Consider the following 19882-nt stretch of genomic DNA (forward strand, 5'->3'; position numbering starts at 1 on the left):
CTCCAAGACGGGAGGGGGCAACACCACAATACATCCCGAAGGCGATCGCCTCCAAGATATGTCGATGCGGCGTGCTGCGAGCCACACTTCTGTGCGCCAGCCAGCGCACACACCCAAGAAAAAACGCCCGCGTTGCGGCGGGCGTTTGATGTGACGGCGGGATGACGATCGGGGCGCTTATGGCAGGTCGTCCGGCGTCACGGATTCGGGCGCCACCTTGCCAAGGCGATCCTTCAGCGACTGCGGGCGGCCCGTCAGCAACGCGCCGTAGTACGTCGCGTTCGACAGCACGTTTTTCACATACGTGCGGGTCTCGTTGAATGGAATCGTCTCGGCGAAGATCGCACCTTCCACCGGCCGCGCGAGCGTCGAGCGCCAGCGTTTCGGGCGGCCGGGGCCCGCGTTGTAGCCGGCGGTAGCCAGGGTGATCGAACTGTCCAGGTTGGTCAGGATCATCGACAGGTAGGCCGTACCCAGCAGCACGTTGGTATCGATGTCGCTCATCTGCGAAACGCGGAACCCCGGCAGGCCGATCTTCTTGGCGATGTGCTTGGCGGTTTCCGGCATCACCTGCATCAGGCCCGAGGCGCCCACCGACGACCGCGCATCCATGATGAAGCGCGACTCCTGGCGGATCAGGCCGTAGGCCCAGGCAATGTCCAAGCCCACGGCATCGGCGTTGCGCTGCACCACGCTGAGGTACGGCGTCGGGAAGCGCAGCGAGAAGTCGTGCTCGGTCTTGGTCTTGTCCGCCGAGTTGACGGTGCGATCGAGCAAGCCCAGCTTGCGGCCATATTCGGCTGCGGCGAGCAACTCGCGGTCGCTCATGTTGCGCAGCTCCCAGTTCCACTCACGGTTGCCCTCGAAGCGCAGATTCAGGTCGTACAGCTTCTTGGCCCGCCCAAAGCCCGGGTGGTTGCGGCCCATCACGTCGATCTCGGCGTCGGTCACGGTCGTGCGCGGCGGCACGGTGATGCGCTGGCCGAGTTCTTCCTGCGCCAGCTGGCCATAGAAATTGAACTGGCCTGCGATCGCCTGGAACTGCTGGCGGGCCTCATCGTTGCGGTTGTCGGCCTTGAGTGCACGGCCGTACCAATACGTCCAGGCGGGATCACGATCGCGCAGGCTGGGGCGCATTTTTTCAATGGCCTGGCGCACCATCTTCCAGTCACCCGCGCGCAGGGCAGTGCGCACACGCCACTCCTGCGAATCGTCCGACAGGTAGGCATCGCCGCCGAGCGTCATCTGGCGGCGGTAGGCATCCAGCGCATCGGGTGTCTGCTTCTTGGCGGCGTACTGGCCGATCACGCCCCAGCCCGCGCCTTGCTCTTCACGCGACAGGCCGCCGCTTTGCGCCAGCAGATACGCCGTCGCCTGGGACGGATCATTGCGTGCCATGCGCGTCACGTTGGCCAGCGTGTCGTTGTCCACGCGATCGCCCTCGGCCAGCACCGCCGCAATGCGCGATGCCTGCGTGACGAGGTTCTGCTCCAGCGACAGCCGCGCCGCAAACGCCACATCTGCACGGGTGAACTGCTTGGACTGCGCCAGATAGCCGATCAGGTCGACACAGCCTTCGCCATAGCCTTTGGGATCCGACAGCGTGCTGCGCGCATCGGCGGCCACGTTCTGGCCCTTCATGGCGCGCGAGAGCAGCGCATAGCACTCGACCTGCGTATCGTCCTTCAGCACGAAATTGGGGTACTCGGCATCGAAGGTCGCCCAGTCGCGCTTCTTGCCGAGCACGAGCAGCCAGTCGTTGCGCAGCCGGTCGGCAATCGCCTCGCCCTTGTAGCGCTGCAGGAACGAACGGATTTCGTCTTCCGGCGCATCGGTGCGGGCATAGCCGCTGGCATCGAACAATTGCGGCTTGATGCGGAAATACTGCACGTACGACTGGATCGGGTAATCGGAGAGGCTGTCGGCCAGCTCCCAGCTGCGCGACACATCGTTGCGACGCGCAGCGTTGCGCAACTCGACAAACGCATCGTCCGGATTGGCCGGAATGCCTTGCGGCGCCTGGCGCTTGGCGGCCATCGCCAGCGGCGTCGTGCCGACCACGCTCATGCCGACCATGCCTGCAAAAGCCAGCGCTACCGCGCGATATACTGCCTTGGCCTTCAATGTCATCTCCTGCCCCATCCAATCACTGTTAGGTCCGCCGAATTATCCCATGTCAGCCTTAGCGCCAATTCACGATCCGACTGCGCGGCCCGATCTTGGCACTGCGATGCTCGCCGTACACGTGTACGACTGCGCTTCTCGCACCAACCTCGGGCCGCTCGCTACGGATCGTGAACCGGCGAGAGGCCACATCCAATGAGTACGCACGATCCGGCCAATCCCACCACGCCAATCGAATCGCGCCGCACGCTGCGCACCATGTTGCTCGATGCACGCGCTGCACTGCCAGACCACGTCGCACACGATGCCGCGCTGGCGCATCACCTGGCTGGGTTGCTAAACGCACTGCCCGTCAAACGCCTGGCCGCCTACTGGCCAACGCAGGGAGAGTTCGATGCGTTGACCGTGCTGGGCCATTGGCTGGCGGCCGACGCTACGCGCCATGCACTGCTGCCTGTGGTGACTGACAAGTTTTCTCCCCTGCAGTTTCGGCGATGGACGCCCGATTGTGAAATGATCCCGGGCGCTTACAACATCCCCATCCCCCGCTCGGGCGAGATGGAAACGCCCGATGCCTTGCTGATTCCGTGCGTGGGCTTTGATGGGCAACGCTATCGCATCGGCTACGGCGGCGGCTTCTATGACCGCACACTGGCTGCGCTGCATGCCGCCGGGCACCGTCCGCGCACGATTGGCGTGGCGTATGAGGTCAACCGCGTGGATTCCATCGCACCGCAACCGCACGACATCGCGCTGGACTGCATCGTCACCGAGCGCGGCGCGTTTTAACCCTGCACAGGAAGCCCATGTCCCACACGCTGAAAACCGTTGCCGACCTTGAAGCCGTGTATGGCGCCCCGAACCCACGCTCGCTGCTCAAGGAGATCGACCACCTGAACGCCGACTACCGCGCGTTCGTAGAGGCGTCGCCGTTCATCGTGCTGTCGTCGGTGGGCGCGCAAGGCACGGATGCTTCGCCGAAGGGCGATGCGCCGGGCTTCGTGCGCATCCTCAACGAACGCCTGCTGGCGATTCCCGATCGGCCCGGCAACAACCGCATCGACAACCTGCGCAACATCGTCGAAGACGGGCGCGTGTCGGTGCTCTTTATCGTGCCGGGCGTGGGTGAAACGTTGCGCGTCAATGGCACGGCCACTATTTCGGCTGACCCGGAATTGCTTGCATTATTTGTCGTGCAGGGCAAGCTGCCGCGCAGCGTAATCCTCGTGCAGGTGCAGACGGTGTATTTCCACTGTTCGAAGGCGCTGGTGCGCTCAAAGCTTTGGGAGCGCGGCGCGCGCGACACCAAGCTCGCCGTGCCCACCGCAGGCAAGATCCTGCAGCACATCAGCGGTGGCGCATTTGATGGCGACGCCTACGATCGGGAATTGCCCGAGCGCCTGAAGACAACGCTGTACTGAGCGTTCAGCGCTTGGCTGTCTTTTTTGCGGCAACCTTTTTGGCAGGCACTTTCTTGACTGCGACCTTTTTGGCCGCCGTTGTCTTTGTGATCTTCTGGGCCTTGGCAGTCTTTGCTGCGGCGCGCTTCGGCTTCGCCGCCTTCGCATTCGCGTCACGCAACGCGGCTTCAATCGCCAGCCGTGCCCAGTCGCGCAACGGCTGCCCGCCGTCGAGCGCCTCTGCCGGCGTGCTCAGATAGCCGGTCATGCTGATGGCGCGGCCGTTGCGCTCGTAACTGAACGGTGTGCATTTTTCAGCGAGAAAACGTTCGCGCGTGAGATCGTCCACGCGCAGGTAAGACGTGCCGCGCAGCACCAGCGCAAAGACGATGTCGTCGTAATACAGCGCCGCACCGCTGAACATCCGGCGCGCGCGGATCTCGCCGATTTGCGCGGCGAGCGGCCGGAGTTCGTCAAGCAACCAGGCGATCAGCGGATCGGGTGCGGCTGCCATGACGATCTCCTTTGCTTTGCTGCTTTCTGCTTACAGGCCCAGACGCTGCCAGATGGCGCGCGTGGAACCGGCGGCGTTGAGCGTGTAGAAGTGCAGGCCCGGCGCGCCGCCTTGCAGCAGGCGGTCGCACATGGCCGTCACCACGTCCAGGCCGAAGGCGCGGATCGATTCACGGTCGTCGCCGAAGCCCTCGAGGCGCTTGGCGATCCAGCGCGGCACTTCCGCGCCGCACATCTCGGAAAAACGCATGAGCTGCGACGAGTTCGTGATCGGCATGATGCCGGGCACGATGGGCACTTCTACGCCGAGCTTGCGTGCGTCGTCCACGAACTGGAAGTACGCGTCCGCGTTGAAGAAGTACTGCGTGATGGCGGAGTCGGCACCGGCCTTCACCTTGCGGGCGAAGTTCTCCAGATCGTGCCGCGCCGAGCGCGACTGCGGGTGGTATTCCGGATAGGCCGCCACTTCGATGTGGAATGCCGCGCCGGTTTCCTGGCGGATGAATTCGACCAGCTCGTTGGCGAAGCGGAATTCACCGATCTCGCCCATGCCCGAGGGCATGTCACCGCGCAGCGCAACGATGCGGCGGATGCCGTGCTCGCGATACGTGTTGAGGATGCCGCGAATGCTCTCGCGTGACGAGCCGACACACGACAGGTGCGGCGCCGCTTCGATGCCTTCGCGCTGGATTTCCACCACGGCGTCGAGCGTGCCCTGCTGCGTGGTGCCACCCGCACCGAACGTCACGGAGATGAAGCGGGGCTTGAGCGGCGAAAGCTGCGCGCGTGTGTTGCGCAGCTTCTCGGCGCCTTCCGCCGTCTTGGGCGGGAAGAATTCGAAACTGAATTGACGATCTTGCATGACAGAAACCTTAAGCCTCGCGCAGCAGCAGGCTCGAGAGCAGCCACGAGATCACGCTGTACAGGATGGAGCCCAGCAGCGCCGCGCCAAAGCTTGCCACCTGGAAGCCTGCCAGCAGGTTGCCGACAAACAGGAACAGCAGCGCGTTGATGATGAAGATGAACAGCCCGAGCGTGAGCAGCGTCACCGGCAGGGTGAGGATCACCAGGATCGGGCGGATCAGCGTGTTGACCAGACCCAGCACGAGCGCCGCGATCAGCGCGGAGCCGAAGCCGTTGACATGGATGCCTTTGAGCAGATAGGCGACAAGAAGCAACGCCAGCGCGTTGATGACCCAGACAGCGAGCAGTCTCATGGAGGAGTCCTCGGTTGGAGAGCCGGCGGCTGGGAATGCCGCCGGCAGGTACGGCTTAGTAGCGGTAGTGGTCAGCCTTGTACGGGCCTTCCTTGCTCACGCCAATGTATGCGGCTTGCTGGTCGGTCAGTTGGGTCAGTTGCGCATTCAGCTTCTTGAGCTGCAGGCGCGCGACCTTCTCGTCCAGATGCTTGGGCAACGTGTAGACGCCCACCGGATACTTGTTCGAGCCCTTCTGCGCTTCCGTCCACAGCTCGATCTGCGCGATGGTCTGGTTGGCGAACGAGCTGCTCATCACGTACGACGGGTGGCCCGTGGCGCAGCCCAGGTTCACCAGGCGGCCCTTGGCCAGGATGATGATCTTCTTGCCGTCGGGGAAGATCACGTGATCGACCTGCGGCTTGATCTCTTCCCACTGGTACTTCTCAACGGAGGCGATGTCGATCTCGTTGTCGAAGTGGCCGATGTTGCAGACGATGGCCTGGTCCTTCATCTTGGCCATGTGGTCGTGCGTGATGACGTGGTAGTTGCCCGTGCAGGTGACGAAAATGTCGCCGTGCTCGGCGGCGTAGGCCATCGTGACCACGCGATAGCCTTCCATGGCGGCCTGCAGTGCGCAGATCGGGTCGATCTCGGTCACCCACACCTGCGCCGACAGCGCGCGCAGTGCCTGTGCCGAGCCCTTGCCCACGTCGCCGTAGCCGGCCACGATCGCCACCTTGCCGGCGATCATCACGTCGGTCGCGCGCTTGATGCCGTCGACCAACGACTCACGGCAGCCGTACAGGTTGTCGAACTTGCTCTTGGTGACCGAGTCGTTCACGTTGATGGCCGGGAAGCGCAGTTCGCCGCGCTGGGCCATCTGGTACAGGCGGTGCACGCCCGTGGTGGTTTCTTCGGTCACGCCCTTGATGGCGTCGAGGTTGCGGCTGTAGAAGGTCGCGTCCTTGGCCAGCTTTTCCTTGATGGCCGCGAACAGGAAGGTTTCTTCTTCGCTGGTGGGCTTCGAAATGACGGAAGCGTCCTTTTCAGCCTTGGCGCCCAGGTGCAGCAGGATCGTTGCGTCGCCGCCGTCGTCCAGAATCATGTTCGGCGTGCCGCCGTCGGCCCATTCGAAGATGCGGTGGGTGAAGTCCCAGTATTCCTTGAGCGACTCGCCCTTGAACGCAAACACCGGCGTGCCCGATACGGCGATCGCCGCGGCAGCGTGGTCCTGCGTGGAGAAGATGTTGCAAGAGGCCCAGCGCACGTCGGCGCCCAGCGCCTTGAGCGTCTCGATCAGCACGGCGGTCTGGATGGTCATGTGCAGCGAGCCGGCAATGCGCGCGCCCTTAAGCGGCTGGCTCGCGGCAAACTCGTCGCGAATCGCCATCAGACCGGGCATTTCGGTCTCGGCGATGGCGATTTCCTTGCGGCCCCAGTCAGCCAGCTTGATGTCGGCGACGAGGTAATCGTGTTTCAGTTCGGTGACAGCGTTCATTGGATCACTCCGGAAAAGATGGGTGACCGCACGCAGGGAGATAACCACTGAGACGAGGCCCGCGCGGGGGCCCCGGATAGATGCGTTCTCGCCATCGTGTCAGCCACGATACTGCGAGCGCCGTTTGAACTTCCGAGCCTGGCGGCCGCCCCGTCTGAACTTGGGCCGGTCGTTGCAACGCTCCTCGGAATGGGCTGGATTGTAGCGGATTCGGCCGTCCGCCACCACGGCCGTTCATTGCTCCAGCAGCACGTTCAGCATCCGCTGCGGATTGGCCAGAAAGTCACGCGTGACCTGAAAGTGCTCGGTCTCTTCATAGGCGACGCGCCGAATGCCGTCTCCGTCACACTGGTAGATCCACGCGTCCGGATACGCCATCAGGATGGGCGAGTGCGTGGCGATCACGAACTGGCTTTCCGCTTGCACCAGATCGTGCAGGCGCGTGAGCACGGCCAGTTGCCGTTGGGGCGACAGCGCCGCCTCTGGTTCATCGAGCAGATACAGGCCATTCGGGCCGAACCGGTTCATCAGCAGCGCGAGAAACGATTCCCCATGCGATTGCGCATGCAGCGATCGGCCGCCGTAGGAATCGATCACGCGCCCGCCAAGGCCCGGCTCCCCATCCATCTGCTGGATATTCGTGGCCACGTTGAAGAAACTCTCGGCGCGCAGGAAGAACTCGGTGCGCGGCTTGCGAAAGCCCCTGGCAATACGCAGATGCGCGTGCAACTCGGAGTGCGACGCGTGGGTGCTGAAATTGAAGTTGCGCGACCCACCCTCGGCGTTGAAGCCAAGCGCCACGGCAATCGCCTCCATGAGCGTGGATTTGCCTGAACCGTTCTCTCCGACGAGGAACGTGACCTTGGGATGCAGCTCCAGCGTATCGAGCGCGCGCACGGCGGGCAGGCTGAACGGATACGCGTCGAACGCGGCAACGGTGTCGCGCCGCAGCGTGACGTGGCTGACGAATTGGCGGGTGAGCATGGGGGGCGTGGAGCAAATCGCAGATGCCGCATCGTATCGCGCCGCATGCTGGCTCGGGACCCGTTGCCTGCTCAGGCAACCGAGCCTCCGTAGCGCGCATCACGCCGCAGTGTCAATGCGCTGTCACAGGCAAACCTTGCGATCCGGTTAGGAAGTGGCGCACCCGAATCACGGACATGCAACACGCGGCCACCAAAGTGCCGGGCATCGTTCAGGGAGCCAACGATGCACAACCATAAATTCACGAAGTACGCCGCCGCTGCGGCCGCTGCACTGGCCATGGCTGCGTGCGGCAGCGACGGCACGTCCAGCAACGCCGGCAGCGCCGCACCGGACGCCAACACACCGTCAACCGGACCAACCAAGAACGTCGTGTTCTTCCTCGGCGACGGCATGGGCATGACCACCATGACCGCCGCGCGCATCTACAAGGTGGGCGAAGACGGCGAACTGACCATGGACACGCTGCCGGAAACCGGCTTCGTGCGCACCTTCTCGAACAACGCGCAGGTGACCGACTCGGCGCCGTCGATGTCGGCCTACATGACCGGCGTAAAGATGAACAACGAGGTCATCTCCATGTCTGCGGACACGATGGCCTATGACGCGGGCGGCAAGGATTACCTCTCGGGCGCCGACAGCACCTGCCCGAGCGGCAACGGCAAGCCCGTCACGACGCTGCTCGAACTGATGAAGGCGGCAGGCTATGGCACGGGCGTGGTCACCACCACGCGCATCACGCACGCCACGCCGGCCGCCACGTATTCGCACATCTGCCACCGCGACGGCGAGAACACCATCGCCGCGCAACTCACGCCGGCCGGCAAGGGTTTCAACGCCACGCTGGGCGATGGCGTGGACGTCGTCTTCGGCGGCGGCCGCAAGCACTTCCTGCCGAGCACCGCTGGCGGCGCGCGCACCGACGGCCGCGACCTGATCGCCGAACTCAAGGCAGGCGGCTATCGCTATGCCAGCAACAAGGCCGAGTTCGACACGCTGCAAGCCACCGACAAGAAGGTCGTGGGCCTGTTCACCAGCAGCCACATGTCCTACGACCTGGATCGTGATCCGAGCAAGGAACCGAGCCTGGGCGAGATGACCAACAAGGCCATCGACGTACTCGCCGCCAAGAAGAAGGGCTTCTTCCTGATGGTGGAAGGCGGCCGTATCGACCACGCGCTGCACGAGACCACCGCCCGCAAGGCACTGCAGGACACGGTGGCGTTCGACTCCGCCATTCGCGGTGCGATCGACAAACTCAACACGATCGACCCGGGCCTGAAGAACACGCTGATTGTCGTGACGGCCGACCACGACCACACGCTGGTGCTCAACGGCTACGCCAAGCGCACGGGCCCGACCAGCGACAGCAACCCCGGCGTGCTGGGCCTGCTGAAGAACTACGTGACGGGCGCCAACGCTACCGACACGGGCGGCAACCCTTTCACCATCATCGGCTTCGGCACCGGCGAGAACCGCCCGGCCACGCGCGGTGCGCTGACGGATGCGGCCGTGTACGACAAGACGTATCACCAGGAAGCCGTGATTCCGGTTGCGCCGGGCGGCGAAACGCACGGCGGCACCGATGTCTTCATCGGCGCACGCGGCCTGGGTGCCGAGCGCTTTACCGGCACGATGGACAACACCGAGGTCTTCGGCCTCATCAAGCAGGCCGTGGGTCTGTAAGAGGGAGAGGGCAATCATGAACAAACAATCGAACCGCATCCCGAATCGCGTCATTCAAGCCGGCCTGCTGGCGCTGGCAGCCGGTGCCTGTGTCCAAGCACACGCCGCCGGTGAAGCCAAGAACGTGATCTTCTTCCTGGGCGACGGCATGGGCCCGACCACCGTCACCGCCACGCGCATCTACAAGGTGGGCGAGGCCGGCCGCCTGACGATGGAATCGCTCAAGCGCACGGCGCGCATCAAGACGTACTCGAACGATGCGCAGACCACCGACAGCGCACCGTCGATGTCGGCGTACATGACCGGCGTGAAGATGAACAACGAGGTCATCTCCATGTCGGCCGACACCAAGGCCAGCGATGCCACGGGCAAGGGCTACGTGAGCGGTGCAGACAGCACGTGCCCCGCCAACAACGGCACGCCGGCCGTGACGCTGCTGGAACTTGCCAAGGCTGCCGGCAAGTCGGTGGGCGCGGTCACGACCACGCGCGTGACGCATGCCACGCCGGCCGCCACGTACTCGCACATCTGCCACCGCGACGGCGAAAACCAGATCGCCGCGCAAGGTGCACCGGGCAACACGCTCTACAACGCCGCGCTCAAGGATGGCCTGGACGTGCTGCTGGGCGGCGGCCGCCGCCACTACCTGCCGCAAGGCACGACTGGCAGCAAGCGCACCGACACGACCGACCTGACCGCGCAGTTCCAGACCGCCGGCTACACCTATGTGACCACCGGCACGGCACTCACCGCCGTCAACCCGGCCACGACGACCAAGCTGCTCGGCCTGTTCAACCTGGACCACATGAACTACGAGCTGGACCGCAAGAAGAACAATGTGGACGAGCCCAGCCTGGCCGACATGACCGAGAAGGCCATGCGCGTGCTGCAGAAGAACGGCAAGGGCTATTTCCTGATGGTGGAAGGCGGCCGCATCGACCACGCGCTGCACGGCACCAACGCCAAGCGCGCATTGGAAGACGCCGGTGCATTTGACGAAGCCATCAAGCGCGCGCTGTCGATTGCGGATCTGTCCAACACGCTGATCGTCGTCACGGCCGACCACGACCACACGATGACGATCAACGGCTACCCCCGCAAGGGCAACCCGATCCTGGGCGTGTCGAACGACATCAAGACCGGCCAGCCGCAATTGGCTGCGGACGGCCTGCCGTACACCACGCTGGTGTTCGGCAACGGCGGCACGACGCGCAAGGCGACACGCGACAACGTGGCCTCGGTCGACACGGCTGCAGACGATTACCTGCAGGAAGTGGGCGTGCAGCTCGGCACGCCTGGTTCGGAAACGCACGGCGGCGGGGATGTGATGCTGTTCTCCTCTGGTCCGGGCAGCACACCGCTGAAGGGCACGCTGGACAACACGAAAGTGTTCGGCGTGGTCAAGACGGCCATGGGCCTCTGATTCCTGCGTTTCCATTGATGCGCATGCCGAGGCAATCGGCATGCGCTTTTTTCGTTTCCGCTTTCCCGCTTTTCCGATCCCGAATCCGCATGAACCGATCCGCTCGTTTCCTACTTTCGTTCGCGCTCGCCGCGCTTGCCGGCACGGCACAGGCTGCCGGCCCCGCTTCGTCCAACTCGCTCACCGCCCTGCGCGTCGAACACCAGATGTCGTCGCTCGGCACCGACGGCATCCAGCGCGACGTCCGCTTTGCCGAGCGCGTCTATCGTCAGGGCGACCGCGTCTGGATCGCGCGAGAACTGCCGCCCGCATCGGCGCACGCCGAACATGACCACGCCAACACCCACGCCGGCCACAAACACGCCGACACCGACACCGCCCCGCGCTGGATCGAACGCGACGCCAAGGGCGCGTTGACCGTGCGCGTGGTAAGCGAATCGCAGCAGAAGAACTACGCCGTGGAACCGGCCGAATATTCCAACATCGGCTTCGACGGCTCATGGGCGACGGCCTATCACCTGCTCGACCCCGCCGCGCTCAAAGGCATGCGCGCCGACGGCCCCGCGCGCAATGGCGTGCAGACTTACCGCTCAACGCAGGGTGAGCGCACTGTCACCGTCGATTGGGACGTGGCCGGCCAATATCCGCGCCGCGTGGAATCGCGCAACGCCACCGGCACGCAACGCAAGCTCACACGCGTGACGGCATTACCGGCGCCGGCCGCAGCGCCGTGGGAACGCGCCCAGCGCTACGCTGCCGCCGATTACACCGACCTGATGGACTGACACCCGGCACTCGCCACGCGGCGTGCATGTGCCAGCGGCATCGGACTGATGACCCACCGGGCCCGGCAGCCCGAAATGCCGGCCCGGCCTCCCCACGTCGGTCCGGTCTCGATAGCGCTATAGTGCGAAACACCCCCCAAACATTCGCACGACATGACGATCACCGACCCGACCCTCGCTGCGTTTGCCGCTCCCGCCTCGCACGTGCCGCGCGTGCTCACCATCGCCGGTTCGGACAGTGGCGGCGGTGCGGGCATCCAGGCTGACCTGAAGACATTTGCCGCGCTCGGTTGCTACGGCATGTCGGCCATCACGGCCATCACCGCGCAGAACACGCTGGGTGTGACGGCGGTGGAATCGCTCACACCCGACATCGTCGCCGCACAGATCGATGCCGTGACAACCGACATCGGCGTGGACGCCGCCAAGACCGGCATGCTGGGCACGCCACAGGTGGTGGAGGCCATCCTCTCCGCGTTGGACCGTCACCCGATCGCCAACCTCGTCGTCGATCCGGTCATGGTCAGCACCAGCGGCGCGCAGCTCGGCAGCGATGCCACGGCGCAGGCGATGGCGAAATGGCTGTTCCCCCGCGCGCTGCTCGTCACGCCGAACCTGCCCGAGGCCAGCGCACTGCTCGGCCGCGAGGTGCGCACCGCCGACGACATGCTGCCCGCCGCGCGCGATCTGCTGGCGCTTGGGCCCCGCGCCGTGCTGCTCAAGGGCGGGCATCTGGCCGGCGCATCAACCGCCGGCGAAGACGGCGTGCTGCAAGACGTGCTCGTTACCGCCGACGGCACCGAGCGCATCTACGCCCACACCTACATCGACACGCCGCACACGCACGGCACGGGCTGCACGCTGTCCGCCGCCATTGCCGCGCACCTGGCGCGCGGCGACGCGCTGGAAGTGGCCATCGAAGCGTCACTCGACTACCTGCTGCATGCCATCGGCGCGGGCCGGCATCTGGCGCTCGGGCGCGGCGCGGGTCCGTTGAACCACGGGTTCGCGCCGCGGCCGCTCGCCGCACCGCGTTCGCTTGAAGTGGATGTCGAGGAAGACTGATCAGGGGAGCTGCCATGAAACGCCTGCCGATCATGCTGGTTCGCCACCTTCCGGTGGCTGCACTGTGCGCACTGCTTGGTGCCTGCAATGGCTACATCAGCCTGGGCTCGGGCATCGGCAGCGCCTTCTCGATCGGCGGCACGTTGAGCGGGTTGCCCGGTGGCCAGTCGATCGTATTGCTCAACAACGGCCGCGATTCGCTCACGCTGGCCGCCAACGGCCCGTTCGTGTTTGGCGGACTGATACCGTTCGACGGCAGCTACGTGGTGACGATCAGTGTGCAGCCCGCATCGGCCAACTGCGTGGTGACCAATGGCAGCGGCACGGTCAATGGCGATGTGAACAACGTTCAGGTGACGTGCCAGCCGCGTTGAACCCGTCTGATAACGGCCTCATGGAACGTTAGCCTTGTTGCCGTCAGTCCGCTCCCCAAACCAAGCCCAGTACGCCCGGTTCTCGCCTCGTGCGCGGGGCCAGTACGTCACCGGCGGCTTGGGCTGCCAGCCCGGCGGCGGACCGATCAGCACTGCCCAGCTATCGGTCGCGTCGGCCACGCTGGTGACGACGGCACTCTTGCCGCTCTGGTTGGCATACGCCGCCGCAAATCCAGCATTGACGGCAAAGCTTGCAGCCCGGGCCGGGCCCTCCATGTGTTCAGCGACGCTGTACACGTTGGCGATCTGGTCCAGGTCAGGCCATTGCTGGTGGATAGCGGCGCGCAATGGCCCCATCAAGGATGTGACATTGCCGGCATGCTTGGGCACGTCGTAGTAGACGCGTTCGACCGGGTGCTGTTCTGAGGCCTGTGCTTGCACGGCTTGCATGAGCCCCGTCCACGCCCCACCGGGGTTGGCCGCCTTGTTGCCAATGGCGCCTTGGTGCCGATGCGGGGTGTAGATCGAAGCCAGCGCTGTGTAGCCCCAATCCGCACTCGGGTGGCCGAGGATCAGCAGGGCGGTGTTTTCGTTGGTCTGCTCGCCCATGGGGTAGTTCGGGGCGTCTACGTTCCACACCCACACCAGCTTGTCGGGGTGTTGTGCCAGGAACTTCAGGGCGTCTTGCAGGTTGTAGAAACCCACGTTGGTATCGCCCGCCGACACCGTTACGTTAGGCAACCTGCCGTCAGGGTTGAGCAGCATGCTCCTGGCTTGTGAGTCCCGTGCAATTTCATGAAACACAAGCCGCCGCACGGCCAGCAGTGACAAGGTGCGTTCGCCGATGATCATTGAGGGAAGGACGCGCGTACCACGCACAGTCTTGCCCTCCCGGTCTTTGTGCAGGGTGACCCAGTAGTCGCGCATGCGCTCTTCAGCGTGGGCGGCATCGTAGGCAAGGTAGCTTGGCGCCGGAACCCCCATCTCCCGTTGCTCGCGGAGCATGGCATCCAAGCCGGTGTCCTTCGCATTGCCGTTGATGTACGTGGGTGTGTTCAACCACTCGCGCGGCAACCCAAAGAACACGTTCGGGTCGAAGTAATTGGGGCGGCCGGTGCCCCGCTTGAGGGAATAGAAGTAGTTCGGGTTCTCAAGGTAGTCGTTAAAGGTGTTCAGCGGAGCAGTAATCAAATCGCTTAACGCCGTCGCGAATTCATCTCGCTCCACGTGCGGCAAGTCTTCTAGCCGCAGGCGGCGAGGCACGCCACTGGTCACCTGGCCCACCGCGTCGCCCAGCTTGAAGCGCTTCGCTTGCAAATCGTCGTCATTGGGCTGTGCGAGCCCTTGTGCCCACAGCAGATTCCATTGAGTGGGGTAGCTTCGGCGCATCAGCGGGTTGAGCCATTGCACCCCAAGCAGGACGGCGGCGGGGGCCTGGCCCGAATCAACCTGTTGCGCTTGCGTTTGCATGCGAGGCCAGGCGATGGGTTGGCGGTAGTAGGTTTTATTGGTCGGCATCTGGACTCCGGATTGACAGGCGGTAAGCAACAGGCAGGCGACGGCTAGCGCATGGGTGGCAGCACGCCTGTAAGCGATGAGATGAAATGAATCGCGCATGTGGGTTCCTCAGGCGTAGCGTGGTCCGCCTGGCGGCATGTGGAGGGCATCAAAGCGCCCCGGGTTGCGCGCGTCAGCAATGCCGATGGCCTTAACTGCCCCTTGATTGGCATCCAGCAGCTCGTGTTTGGCCAGTGCGCTCCCCCGATAGATCGCCTCTTTGGTGTTGTAGTAAGTGAATTCATCGTCCAGGTCGATGTTTCGCCCCTTCGGGCATTCATCCGTTTTCTCTGGCTTGCACCACCGCCAATCCGCCATCCGCCGTAACTGGTTCATCAACAGTTCATCGAAGTGGCACAGGCCCACGTCCACGTCATAGGCGAGCACATGTTCGGCATGCATGGCGTTGGTGAGGATGGTGGAGTGGTTGGTAGCCTGTGCGTCTTCGCCGTCCTTCATCAAGGTCGTGCGCTCTTGCTGTTCGAAAGCGCCAAACTTCGTGCCACGCAAGGTGTGGTGTTGTGCAGCGTTCATCTTCTCGACATCGCCTTCCGCAAAGGGCACGCCCTTCCTGACGGTGCCGTCGTCGTTGTAGAGTTCGCGCCGCGCGCGCTGGCGCACCCCGGCGTTCTGGTCGTAGCGCATGGCGGCTTCGGTGGCGGCATTGCCGTAGCCGGTCTTGCGTTGCTCGGCGTAGGGGTCGAACTGCCCTGCGGGGATGCTCCGCTTGCGGTTCAGCGCATCGCTGGCGGATTCCTTGTACTGGTTGAAGGGGCCGATGGTGCGAACGCCATCCGGATGTGAGGTCTCGCCGGGTCGGGGCTTGCCGTGCGGCAAGTAGACGGCCCGGGGAACGATGCCACCACTGGGCACCTTGGGGGCATTGACGAGCACGGTCCAGCCATCCGCTGGGTCGGCATTGACGTTGGTGGCGCCCTTGACTGCTTGGCCACCCCACATGAGGGCTTGGATCGGAACACCTGCAGCGCTGGCGAAAAGCTTGCCGAAAATGCTCTTGCGCGAATCTCCCCAGATTCGGGCGAAGGAAACACCCGCGGTGTCGGGGGGCGGCGTCCAGAAGGTGGGCTTGGTGTTCTGCGGTTTGAAGGTGCCGGCGGCGTCATCCCAGCCGCTGCCCACATCGGCGGGCGTGGCGCCGATGGTGTCGTGCCAATAGCGGTAACGGTAGCCCGGTTCTGCGCCCACCTCGTACGGGGTGCCCGGCTTGGTTTGCGCCCAGACGCGTTGGAACAGAATGTCCTGAGCCCCGGTGGCTCGCACATCCTCGTCGTTCAAGCCAAGCCAGCCCATGCCTTGGACGGGTGAGACGGAGATGACGCGGTCGTGCGGACAGCAATAGAGGAAGACGCGCCCGCGGGTCTGGTGGTCTGCGCTGTCCTGGGCGGCAGTACGCGGGGCGTCGCCATTTTTGGGGCAGACGTTGAATCCGAGCTGATCCACGGCGTGGTGGCTGTAGTGCTGGGCTCGGTCCTGGAAGTGGCGCGCGATGTCAAAGAAGCCCTTGAGGCCGGCAACGCGCGCGTCGTAGGTGACGCGGCCTGCGCCGTCAAATTGGCTGAAGTTATCCAGGCGACTACCCCGCAGGCTGTAAGGCGGGTTGGCCAGAACGTAGGTGTCGGCTACGCCCAATGATTGGAACTCGCGGTGGTTGGCGCCGAAGTAGGCGGAGGCCAAGCCCACCATGTTGCCTTGGCTGTGGCAGACGACTGTGATGGGGCAATCGCGCTCGAAGATGTCGCGGTGCAGCTCTCGGATGCGGGAGATAAGCTTGGCCAGCCGCCAGGCGGCAAAGGCCTGGTAGTGGCGCGTGGGAGCGCTGTAGATTTGGCGGTCGCTGGTTTGCAGGTGCTGGAGTTCAAACAGACCGCCCAACACTTCGCTGTCGGTGCCCTTACCGAACAGATCCGGCAGAGCGGAGGCGCCATTGACGAACGGACCGCCGCCCCAAGCGTTTTTCTCGTCGAGCAGAATACTGCCGCCCACACTGGCAAGCTCGTTGCGGATGGTGCCGTCTTCCTGGACCACGTCTTCGCTGCTGGCTTTGTAGCCCCAGCGAAAACGGATGACGGGGCTGGTGCCGGTGCCAGGTTGAACGAAGGTATTTGCTTTGAGGTCGTCCGATATATAGCCGTCTTCAGTTAGTTCGGCTGTATAGCGCATGGGGCGCAGCTTGCCGCTCTCCTTAGGGTAGGCGACCTGTTCGTCGTTGCGTTGCAGGCGGGCATTGAGCCCCTTGCAAAGGCCTTCCTCTGCGGCGTCGAACCATTCGCCGGTGGAATTGACGCCATGCACGAAGATGATGACGCCGGGCAGCGGGGCGGGGTAGACGACCTTGCGGCATGGGCCGCCGGGTAGGGTGATGTCCGTCACCTTGATGCCGTAGAAAGAGCGGCGGCGGGCGGTGACGGTAGTTTCGGGCAGAGCCTGTTCAGGGATAGTCATCGTGCAGGACCTCAGGGTGGAAGATGCAAACGCACACAGATCCACCAGTGTCGGAGCGTCGCGCACGAGATCGACGAGACTCAACACTCTTTGACTTCATCGCCTCCGAGGCCTGCCCGCAATGAACAACGACGGGATATGTCCAACGCGGTAATTAGTCGAGAACGCAGGAGAAAAAAAGCGCGGCTCTCGTCCGCGCTTTTTTCTTGGCCACACCGATGTCACGCCGATGCCGCTGCCTGCTCCTTCGTCCACTTCTCCATGCGCTTGGCCATCTCATCGGGCGCCACGTCTTCCACATGCGTTGAGACCGTCCACACGTGGCCGAACGGGTCTTTGAGCGTGCCGGAGCGGTCGCCGTAGAACTGGTCCACCACCGGGCGCACTTCCGTGCCGCCGGCCTTCAGGGCATTGGCAAATACGGCGTCGACGTTGGGCACGTAGATCATCATTCCGACCGACGTGCTCTGCAGCGTGTCGGGGCTGGCGCAGGCCATGTTGGGGAATTCATCGGCCATCATGATGGGGGAATTGCCGATGCGAATCTCAGCGTGCGCGATGGTGCCGTTGGGGCCGTTCATACGCATGATTTCGGTGGCGCCGAAGGCCTGCTTGTAGAAATCGATCGCCTTTGCGGCGCCTTTGATGCTCAGGTACGGGGTGACGCTGTGGTAACCCTCGGGGATGGGCTGGACCGCCATGTCTTGTCTCCTGCAGCGTGTTTTGGAAAGCCGCTGCGGCAACGACCGCAGCGGCGCACGAACAGGATAGGTCAGCGGAAAAGCGCTTGCGTGTCGAAACCCGTAGGACGTGCTGCCCGCGATGCTCAGGGGCGCACGTGCGCCGCGAACGTCGCTTGCAGCGCGTCGACCGCAGCCGGCACATCGGCCGCCTGGGTGATGGCACGTACCACCGCCACGCTGCCCACGCCGGATTCCAGCACGCGCGGCATCGCTGACAGATCGATGCCGCCGATGGCCACCAGCGGCGGGGCCGGCACGCACGTGCGCATGGCGGCCGCGTACGCGAACAAGCGGCCGAGGCCCTGCGGCACGGTCGGCATGCTCTTGGTGGGCGTGGCAAACACGGCACCGAGCGCAAGGTAGCTGGGGTTCAGCGGTGCGACGCGTAGCATCTCGGCAAAGCCGTGCGTGCTGATGCCAAGACGCAAACCGGCCGAGCGGATCGTCACCAGGTCAGCATCGTCGATGTCTTCCTGGCCGAGGTGGATGCCGTAGATGCCACTGTTGGGCACCTCAGCGTGAACATCCAGCGAGACTTGCCAGTGGTCGTTGATGAACAAGCGCGTGGCGCTGCCGCGCGCCGCTGCTTCCGCGCGGCGCACTTGGTCAACCACCGCCTGCGCATCGTCCGACTTGAAGCGCAGTTGCACCGTCGGCACCTTGAGCGCGACGAGGCGCTCGACCCACTCAGCGTCCGGCACGACAACGTAGACGCCGAGCTGTGTAGGACATGGCGCAAACGCGAGGTCCGCCGCAGTCGGGCATGGCAACGCCGGTTCGAGCACGCGGGGCAGGGCGTTGAAGCGAGTCGGCCAAGCCAGCGCGTCGGCGTTGCCTTCGGCGATCCACGCGCGCGCCACGCACAGCGCATCGCGCGGCTCGAATGCCAGCGCGAGTGCCGCGCCGAAGATGGCGGCAAAGCGCGTATCGAATGCATCGCCTTGTGCCGCCGATGCGAAGCGGTACATACCGAGGCGGTCGTGCACGGTGTCGATGCGCTCCGCGCCGTCCGTCTCGCTGAGTACGACAGCTGCGCCGGCAGCGCGGGCGCGTTCGGCCTGTGCGGCGTTGGTGGTCAGCAGAACCGTTGCGGCGGTCGTCGCCTCTTCAGCACGGTCGGTCACGCTCCAGGCATGCGGCGCGCGACCAAAGGCTTCCACATGGCGATCGATGATCTGCGCAGCCAGTGCGGCCGCCTCCGGCCACGCGGCCGAAAAACGCAAAGCGGATGCACTCATGCCTGCTTCTCTTCCGCATGCCAGAACGGCAACCCGACAACCGGCGTGCTGGCCTGCGCAACATCACGCTCAGGCATCGGGCCAGACAGGCGCGCGAGCCGACCGGCCTGCGTGGCCATCGCAAACGCCTGCGCCATCGCCACGGGGTCGCCCGCTTGCGCGACAGCGGTGTTCAGCAGCACGGCGTCATAGCCCCATTCCATGACTTGCGTGGCGTGCGACGGTACACCCAGGCCCGCATCGACGATGAGCGGCACGTTGGTCAGGCGCTCGCGCAGCAGGCGCAAGCCGTACGGGTTGGTGGGCCCGCGGCCGGTGCCGATGGGCGCGGCCCACGGCATCAGTGCTTGGCAGCCAACGTCGAGCAGGCGGCGGCACAGCACGAGGTCTTCGGTGCAATACGGCAGCACCTTGAAGCCATCGCGGATGAGGCGTTCGGCCGCGGCGGGCAGGGCGAGCGTATCGGGCTGCAGCGTGTAGTCATCCCCGATGACTTCGAGCTTGATCCAGTCGGTCTCGAACACTTCGCGCGACATCTGCGCGAGCGTGTAAGCCTCGTCGGCGGAATAGCAGCCGGCGGTGTTCGGCAGCACGGGCACGCCGAGTTCACGCAACATCTTCCAGAAGCCGGCGCCCCCTTCGGGCGAGCCGGCGCTCTGGCGGCGCAGCGCCACCGTCAGCATGGCCGGGTTGGACACGCGCACCGCGTCTTCCAGCGCTTGCGGCGAGGGATACCGCGCCGTGCCGAGCAGCAGGCGCGAGGCGAAGGTTTCGTCGTACAGGCGCAGCGGGTCAGCCACGGTGGAAAGATTCGTAGTGGTCATCAAAGA

The 19882-nt window shown here is 64.5% G+C and carries 18 protein-coding genes and 1 riboswitch; of the genes, 7 read left to right on the forward strand and 11 right to left on the reverse strand.

Annotated elements, in window-relative coordinates:
• Positions 1–177: 177 nt before the first annotated feature.
• Positions 178–2130, reverse strand: coding sequence for a lytic transglycosylase domain-containing protein (locus DOD19_RS15255; protein WP_112186598.1), 1953 nt, complete (start codon positions 2128–2130; stop codon positions 178–180).
• Between the two features lie 189 nt (positions 2131–2319).
• On the opposite strand from DOD19_RS15255, the gene DOD19_RS15260 reads away from it, so the two are divergent.
• Both DOD19_RS15260 and DOD19_RS15265 read left to right on the forward strand, forming a co-directional pair.
• Positions 2320–2913 (forward strand): 5-formyltetrahydrofolate cyclo-ligase, encoded by a 594-nt coding sequence (locus DOD19_RS15260; protein ID WP_112186350.1) that lies wholly within the window; start codon positions 2320–2322, stop codon positions 2911–2913.
• A gap of 17 nt (positions 2914–2930) precedes the next feature.
• Positions 2931–3545: a pyridoxamine 5'-phosphate oxidase family protein gene (locus DOD19_RS15265; RefSeq protein WP_112186352.1), complete on the forward strand. Its 615-nt coding sequence runs from the start codon at positions 2931–2933 to the stop codon at positions 3543–3545.
• A 4-nt stretch (positions 3546–3549) separates the two neighbouring features.
• Here DOD19_RS15265 and DOD19_RS15270 read toward each other — a convergent pair whose 3' ends face one another.
• The 5 genes from DOD19_RS15270 to DOD19_RS15290 form a co-directional block, all read right to left on the reverse strand.
• Positions 3550–4038 carry a TfoX/Sxy family protein gene (locus tag DOD19_RS15270; RefSeq protein WP_112186354.1) on the reverse strand — a complete coding sequence of 163 codons (489 nt, stop codon included), beginning with the start codon at positions 4036–4038 and terminating at the stop codon, positions 3550–3552.
• A gap of 30 nt (positions 4039–4068) precedes the next feature.
• Positions 4069–4899, reverse strand: a complete 831-nt coding sequence (metF, locus tag DOD19_RS15275; RefSeq protein ID WP_112186356.1) for a methylenetetrahydrofolate reductase [NAD(P)H] — start codon at positions 4897–4899, stop codon at positions 4069–4071.
• A gap of 10 nt (positions 4900–4909) precedes the next feature.
• Entirely contained in the window at positions 4910–5254 is a 345-nt protein-coding gene (locus DOD19_RS15280; protein WP_004628357.1) for a phage holin family protein, read from the reverse strand.
• Between the two features lie 55 nt (positions 5255–5309).
• Positions 5310–6734 carry an adenosylhomocysteinase gene (gene ahcY / locus DOD19_RS15285; protein WP_112186358.1) on the reverse strand — a complete coding sequence of 475 codons (1425 nt, stop codon included), beginning with the start codon at positions 6732–6734 and terminating at the stop codon, positions 5310–5312.
• Between the two features lie 108 nt (positions 6735–6842).
• Positions 6843–6926, reverse strand: a riboswitch (S-adenosyl-L-homocysteine riboswitch).
• Between the two features lie 42 nt (positions 6927–6968).
• A complete protein-coding gene (locus tag DOD19_RS15290; RefSeq protein WP_112186359.1) occupies positions 6969–7718 on the reverse strand; it encodes an AAA family ATPase in 750 nt (249 codons plus the stop codon).
• 225 nt (positions 7719–7943) lie between these two features.
• Here DOD19_RS15290 and DOD19_RS15295 point away from each other — a divergent pair, with 225 nt between their 5' ends.
• The 5 genes from DOD19_RS15295 to DOD19_RS15315 all read left to right on the forward strand — a co-directional run bounded on the left by DOD19_RS15295 (position 7944) and on the right by DOD19_RS15315 (position 13051).
• Positions 7944–9404, forward strand: coding sequence for an alkaline phosphatase (locus DOD19_RS15295; protein WP_112186361.1), 1461 nt, complete (start codon positions 7944–7946; stop codon positions 9402–9404).
• Positions 9405–9420: 16 nt separating this feature from the next.
• Positions 9421–10827, forward strand: coding sequence for an alkaline phosphatase (locus DOD19_RS15300; protein ID WP_024977092.1), 1407 nt, complete (start codon positions 9421–9423; stop codon positions 10825–10827).
• Positions 10828–10916: 89 nt separating this feature from the next.
• The gene (locus tag DOD19_RS15305) at positions 10917–11612 is read left to right on the forward strand and encodes a hypothetical protein (RefSeq protein WP_112186363.1); all 696 of its coding nucleotides are present in this window, start codon (positions 10917–10919) and stop codon (positions 11610–11612) included.
• Between the two features lie 153 nt (positions 11613–11765).
• The gene (thiD, locus tag DOD19_RS15310; protein WP_024977094.1) at positions 11766–12677 is read left to right on the forward strand and encodes a bifunctional hydroxymethylpyrimidine kinase/phosphomethylpyrimidine kinase; all 912 of its coding nucleotides are present in this window, start codon (positions 11766–11768) and stop codon (positions 12675–12677) included.
• A gap of 14 nt (positions 12678–12691) precedes the next feature.
• Positions 12692–13051, forward strand: coding sequence for a DUF4369 domain-containing protein (locus DOD19_RS15315; protein WP_112186365.1), 360 nt, complete (start codon positions 12692–12694; stop codon positions 13049–13051).
• An 18-nt stretch (positions 13052–13069) separates the two neighbouring features.
• On the opposite strand, the gene DOD19_RS15320 is transcribed toward DOD19_RS15315, so the two are convergent.
• From DOD19_RS15320 to DOD19_RS15340, 5 genes are all read right to left on the reverse strand, one after another.
• Positions 13070–14668 (reverse strand): hypothetical protein, encoded by a 1599-nt coding sequence (locus DOD19_RS15320; protein ID WP_112186366.1) that lies wholly within the window; start codon positions 14666–14668, stop codon positions 13070–13072.
• 9 nt (positions 14669–14677) lie between these two features.
• The gene (locus DOD19_RS15325; RefSeq protein ID WP_112186368.1) at positions 14678–17071 is read right to left on the reverse strand and encodes a DUF3274 domain-containing protein; all 2394 of its coding nucleotides are present in this window, start codon (positions 17069–17071) and stop codon (positions 14678–14680) included.
• Between the two features lie 221 nt (positions 17072–17292).
• A complete protein-coding gene (locus tag DOD19_RS15330) occupies positions 17293–17772 on the reverse strand; it encodes a VOC family protein (RefSeq protein ID WP_112186371.1) in 480 nt (159 codons plus the stop codon).
• Positions 17773–17897: 125 nt separating this feature from the next.
• The gene (locus tag DOD19_RS15335; RefSeq protein ID WP_112186373.1) at positions 17898–19052 is read right to left on the reverse strand and encodes a thiamine phosphate synthase; all 1155 of its coding nucleotides are present in this window, start codon (positions 19050–19052) and stop codon (positions 17898–17900) included.
• Complete coding sequence (locus tag DOD19_RS15340) at positions 19049–19876, reverse strand: thiazole synthase (protein ID WP_024977100.1); 828 nt, start codon at positions 19874–19876, stop codon at positions 19049–19051. The genes DOD19_RS15335 and DOD19_RS15340 overlap by 4 nt, the downstream gene beginning before the upstream one ends.
• Positions 19877–19882 lie beyond the last annotated feature (6 nt).

The organism is Ralstonia sp. GX3-BWBA (genome assembly GCF_003290055.1).
GTDB lineage: Bacteria > Pseudomonadota > Gammaproteobacteria > Burkholderiales > Burkholderiaceae > Ralstonia > Ralstonia holmesii.